Origin of the sequence: Methylibium sp. (assembly GCF_013817345.1) — a bacterium.
Lineage (GTDB): Bacteria > Pseudomonadota > Gammaproteobacteria > Burkholderiales > Burkholderiaceae_C > Methylibium.
Genome location: NZ_JACDCW010000167.1, coordinates 1 through 5,012 on the forward strand (window position 1 = coordinate 1; position 5,012 = coordinate 5,012).

The 5,012-nt window shown below is 71.3% G+C and carries 4 protein-coding genes and 1 pseudogene; 4 read left to right on the plus strand and 1 reads right to left on the minus strand.

The features are described from left to right. On the plus strand, positions 1 to 1,397 hold a 1,397-nt coding region (locus tag H0W40_RS19145; RefSeq protein WP_292449414.1), incomplete at its 5' end, for a sensor histidine kinase. A gap of 57 nt (positions 1,398 to 1,454) precedes the next feature. Here the strand turns inward: H0W40_RS19145 and H0W40_RS19150 are convergent. Further along, positions 1,455 to 2,069, minus strand: coding sequence for a glutathione S-transferase N-terminal domain-containing protein (locus H0W40_RS19150; RefSeq protein ID WP_292449416.1), 615 nt, complete (start codon positions 2,067 to 2,069; stop codon positions 1,455 to 1,457). A 144-nt stretch (positions 2,070 to 2,213) separates the two neighbouring features. Between H0W40_RS19150 and H0W40_RS19155 the strand changes: the two genes are divergently transcribed. The 3 genes and pseudogenes from H0W40_RS19155 to H0W40_RS19165 all read left to right on the plus strand — a co-directional run. After that, positions 2,214 to 3,434, plus strand: a complete 1,221-nt coding sequence (locus H0W40_RS19155; RefSeq protein ID WP_292449418.1) for a YjgN family protein — start codon at positions 2,214 to 2,216, stop codon at positions 3,432 to 3,434. 103 nt (positions 3,435 to 3,537) lie between these two features. Next, the gene (locus H0W40_RS19160) at positions 3,538 to 4,617 is read left to right on the plus strand and encodes a M48 family metallopeptidase (protein ID WP_292449420.1); all 1,080 of its coding nucleotides are present in this window, start codon (positions 3,538 to 3,540) and stop codon (positions 4,615 to 4,617) included. Between the two features lie 210 nt (positions 4,618 to 4,827). Then, positions 4,828 to 5,012: pseudogene (locus tag H0W40_RS19165) on the plus strand (adenylosuccinate lyase); the annotation flags it as partial.

Here is a 5,012-nt window from a genome sequence, read left to right on the forward strand (position 1 = left end):
GCGCGGCGGCCACCGTGATGGGCGCGCTGGCGCTGCTGCTGGCCTGGCGCGCGCAGCGCTTCGTGTATGCCTGCTTCGGTGCGGCCAGCCTGCTGTGGGCCTGGCGCATGTCGGGCGTGCAACTCGGTGGCGGCGGCGTGTGGCCGCCGGTCGGCGCGGTGCTGTTTCATGCCTCGCAGGCCTGGTTCGTGGTGCTGATGGCGCTGTATGCGCTGGCCGCGATCGGCCGCGACACGCTGCGGGTGCGCCGCGTGCTGGCCGGCTGGGCGCTGACCGTGTTGCTGCTCGCGGTGACGATCACGCTGGTCGATGTGCCCTTGCTGCGCGGCGTGCTGCTCGGCGGCACGCTGCTCGTCATCGGCTGGCTGCTGCCGGTGCTGTTCGCCGAGGCCTGGCGCGAGCGCAGCACCGCGGCGCTGCTGCTGAGCGCCGCGGCACTGGGCAGCGTGGTGGTCGGCGCGCGCGATTTCGTGGTGTTTCGCGTACTGCATGACTACGGCGCGGTCACGTGGAGCCGCTACACCATCTTGTTGTTGCTCGCCGTGCTGGCCTGGCTGCTGGTGGACGAATTCGCGCGCGCCGGCGCGGCGCTGCGCGGCCTCAACCGCGACCTGCAGGGCCGCGTGGCCGAAAAGGAGCGCGAACTGCAGGCCGCCTTCGAGGCCACTCGCGAGCAGGAGCGCACGCAGGCGGTGATGGCCGAGCGCGACCGCATCCTGCGCGAGATGCACGACGGCCTGGGTGGGCGTCTGGTCGCCGCGCTGGCCCTGACCGCGCAGGTCGCGCGTCAGTCGGCACCCCCGGCCGGCGGCGAGCGGCGCAGCGTCCACCAGCCGCTGAACGACCTGAAGCTCACGCTCGACGACTGCCTGGTCGAGCTGCGCCTGGCTCTCGATTCGCTGGAGACCGATCAGCGCCCGCTGGTCGAGTCGCTCGGCGAACTGCGTTTTCGGGTCGAGCCCTCGCTGCGCGCAGCCGGCGTGCGCCTGGTCTGGCAGGTGGGCGATGCGGCCAGTGAGGTGGAACTGGCGGCCGGCGACACCCTGCACGTGCTGCGCATCGTGCGCGAGGCGCTCACCAACGTCATCAAGCATGCGCAGGCCACGGTGGCCTGGCTTCAGTTGGAGACGAAGGAAGACGGCGCGCTGGCGCTCAGCGTGATCGACAACGGCCTGAAGCAGCGCAGCGCCGAAGACAGCCAGCCCGTGCCGCTGTTCGTGCCCGAAAGCATCGTGCGTGGCGGTCGCGGCCTGGCCAACATGCAGCGCCGCGCCGCGGCGCTCGGCGCGGCGCTGGAGAGCGGGCCGCATCCGGAGGGCTGGGCGGTCACGCTGCGGCTGCCGCCGCGGGGCTCGGAAGCCGGGCTCAACCCGAATGTGACTCGATCGACGGTGTGACCGCGGGAGCCTTGCTTCGCCACGGCCGCCGCGACGGTGACGGCGAGTGAGGCTCGCTTAGCGCGGCGCCGTGTCGATGAAGCTCTGCCGCAGCGCCAGCTTGTCGGCCAAGCGGGCCAGGCTCGGGTAGGTCTGCCGCCATTCGATCTGCGGGAAGCGGAACTCGAGCCAGCTCAGCGCGCACCCGACGGCGATGTCGGCCAGCGTGAAATGCCCGCCGGCGCACCACGGCCGCTCGTCCAGACCCTCGCTCATCGCCCGCAGCGTGGCCTGCACCTTGGCCAGCTGGCGATCGACCCAGGCCTGCGAGCGCTGCTCCGGCGTGCGGCCGCCCCACTTCTCCTCCAGACGGGCCAGGATGGCGGCGTCGAGCAGGCCGTCGGCCAGCGCCTCCCAGGTGCGCACCTCGATGCGCTCGCGCCCGAGCGGCGGAATCAGCTTGCCCACGGGCGAGAGGGTGTCGAGGTATTCGACGATGACGCGCGAATCGAATACCGCCTCGCCGCCTTCCATCACCAGGCAGGGCACCTTGCCCAGCGGGTTGGCTTCGGTGATGCTGCTTTCGCTGGCCCACACGTCCTCGAGCTCGAGTTTGTAGTCGAGCCTTTTTTCGGCCATCACGATGCGGACCTTGCGCACGTAAGGGCTGGCGAGCGAACCGATGAGTTTCATGGGGCAGGGGGTGGGTCGGGGATGGCGGGATTCTAGGGAACGGCGGACCCCCCGCGCGTGAGCGTCTGTCCGCATGGAAGACGGGCCGCAGAGAGTGCAGGCGGCTACAGTGCCCGCCATCTTCTCGTCCGACAGGAGCCGTTCATGGCCGAATCCGCGGCGCTGCCCAGCCGCCCGCCGACTTCGCGGCCGGTCGATCTGTCGCGTCGACACCCCGAGGTCGACGACTATCTTCAACCGGGCCCGCGCCGCTTCAGCGGCCATGCTCATCCGCTGACCTTCAGCGGCTCGGGCAGCGAGTACTTCCGCATCTGGATCGTCAACCTGCTGCTCACCCTGCTGACCCTCGGCGTGTATTACCCCTGGGCCAAGGTGCGCAAGCTGCGCTACTTCCATACCAACACCGAAATCGCAGGCCATGCACTCGATTTCCATGGTGAGCCGAAAAAGATGCTGCGCGGTCTGGTGCTGATGGCGGTGCTGCTCGGGGCCTACAGCGTTGCCGGCGAGGTGTCGCCCACGGCCGGCACGATCGCCTTCGTGCTGCTGGCCGGCGTGTGGCCGGCGCTGTGGCGCGCCTCGCTGCAGTTCCGGCTCGCCAATACCAGCTGGCGCGGCTTGCGTTTTCGTTTCACCGGCGGAATGGCGCGCGCCTATGGCGTGTTCGCCTTGCCGCTTGCGGCCGCGGTCGCGCTCGGCGTCGGCCTCGCGGTGTTGCTGCCGGCCCTGCGCAACCAGCCGCTGGCGGCCGGGTTGCTCGCGTTCGGCGCGCTGGCGGCAGCCTTGCTGCTGCTGCCCTACGGCTGGCTGCGCCTGAAGCGCTACCAGCACGGCCACTACGCCTATGCGCAACAGCAGACCGAACTGCGCGTGGCGCTGCGCGTCGCGTACGGCGCGTTCGTGCGCATTGCCGGGGTGGCGCTGCTGGTGCTGATCTTTTCCGTGGGGCTGCTGGCCGGGCTGGCGGTACTCCTCGGCGAAAGCACGCGGGCGTTGCTCGGCCTGGCACCGGTGGCCTTCGTGCTGCTGCTGTTGATGGTGCAGATCGTGCCCCGCGCCTACGCGACCTCGCGTCTGCAAAATCTTTTGTGGTCTCGCACCGGCAATCCCGAACTGCGGTTTCGCAGCGATCTTCACTTCGCCCCGCTGGCGCTGCTGATGTTGAAGAACTGGTTGCTGGTGCTGCTGACCCTCGGCCTGTACTGGCCCTGGGCCGCCATCGCCATGGCGCGCCTGCGCCTGGAGGCGGTCTCGCTGCACACGCGCCGGCCGCTCGACGAGCTGCAGAGCGAAGCGCGCGCCGCCAGTGGCGATGCGGCCGGCGATGCCGCCGCCGACCTGCTCGGCATCGACCTCGGTCTGTGAATCCGGTGCGCCGCATCAACGCGGACGCGTTGCGGGCCTTCGTGCCGTCCCGGCCGGTGCGGCCTGATTCGGGGCCGCGACCCGCGGCTCCCAGGGTCGCTGCATGACCGAGCCCGGCCTCGCCGCCGACTACTTCGACGGCCGCAGCGCCCGACCGCGGCGCGTGCGGCTGCAGCTGCGCGCTGGCCGGTTGCTGATCCTCGACGACACGCCGTCGAGTGCCAGCGCCGTCGTCATCGATCAGGGCACTCCGCTGCGCAGCGCCGCGCTCGACGAGGTGCGCTGGCCCGAGCGCACGCGGCATGGCGCCCGCATCGCGCATCTCGCGGGCGGCGGTGAGCTGCATGCGCTGGCCAGCGCCGACTGGGACGCCTTCGTCGCCGGTGCCGGCCTGCGCGAGGGCTTCGTCGTTCGCAGCCAGCAGAGCTGGCGGGCAGTGCTGGCGGTCAGCGTGCTGCTGCTGGCCCTGGTGGCGGCCGGCTGGCGCTGGGGCGTGCCCCTGCTGGCCGACGCCACGCTGGCCGTGTTGCCGGCCAGCGTCGATGCGCAGGTCGGCGAGATCGCTCTCCAGCAAGTCGAGGCGCGTTGGCTGGCTCCGAGCAAGCTGCCGCCAGCGCAGCAGGCCGCCTTGCGCAGCGCCTTCGACCAGGCTGTGCGCAGCGCAGCCGCTGAGGAACAGCCGGCGCCCTACCGCCTCGAATTCCGCGCCGCGGACATCGGCCCGAACGCGTTCGCGCTGCCCGGCGGCACCATCGTCATGACGGACGAGCTGGTGCAACTGGTCGAGGGCGACGAGGCGGCCCTCGTCGGCGTGCTGGCCCACGAGTACGGCCATGTGCGCGGCCGACACGGCATGCGCCAGCTGGTCCAGGCGACGCTGCTCGGCGCGGCCGGCAGCCTGGCCTTCGGTGACTTCAGCGGCCTCCTCGCTGCCGCGCCGGCGCTGCTCGGCACGCTCGGCTATTCGCGTCAGCTCGAACGCGAGGCCGACGGCGAAGCCATCACACTGCTGCGCGCGGCCGGCCGCGACCCGGCAGCGATGGTCGGCTTCTTCGAGCGGCTGGCCCGGTGGCGCGCCGCGCGCGGCGAGACGGCCGACGACTCGGTGCTCGGCATCGCGTTTTCCAGCCATCCGGCCGACGCCGAGCGGATCGAGCGCTTTCGCGCCGCGGCACGGCAGTGAGTCCCATGCCGCTGCACTTGCCGCGAAAAGCGTGCGGGCCGCTCGGCCGGGTTCTTGTCGGCCGCATCCGCTGATTGCCGCACGCCGGGACGCCTGCGCGCAGGTCTTCGGCCGGCTCCGGCCTGAAGCGCTCAACAGCCAAGGCGTCGTGCAGGGCACGGTGGACTGCTTCCTACAATCGGCGCTTCTTCCCCCGATCGCCGCCGAGCCATGCAGCCCTCCGCCCTCACCGCCCTGTCGCCGCTCGATGGCCGCTACGCCGCCAAACTCGATGCGCTGCGCCCGCTGCTCAGCGAATTCGGCCTCATGCAGCGCCGCGTGCAGGTGGAAGTGGAGTGGTTCATCGCGCTGGGCGAGGCCGGGCTGCCCGAGTTCGCGCCGCTGTCCCATGAAGC

Coding starts and splice junctions, on each gene's coding strand:
- H0W40_RS19150 (WP_292449416.1), bottom strand. CDS start 2,069: ATGAAACTCATCGGTTCGCTCGCCAGCCCTTACGTGCGCAAGGTCCGC.
- H0W40_RS19155 (WP_292449418.1), top strand. CDS start 2,214: ATGGCCGAATCCGCGGCGCTGCCCAGCCGCCCGCCGACTTCGCGGCCG.
- H0W40_RS19160 (WP_292449420.1), top strand. CDS start 3,538: ATGACCGAGCCCGGCCTCGCCGCCGACTACTTCGACGGCCGCAGCGCC.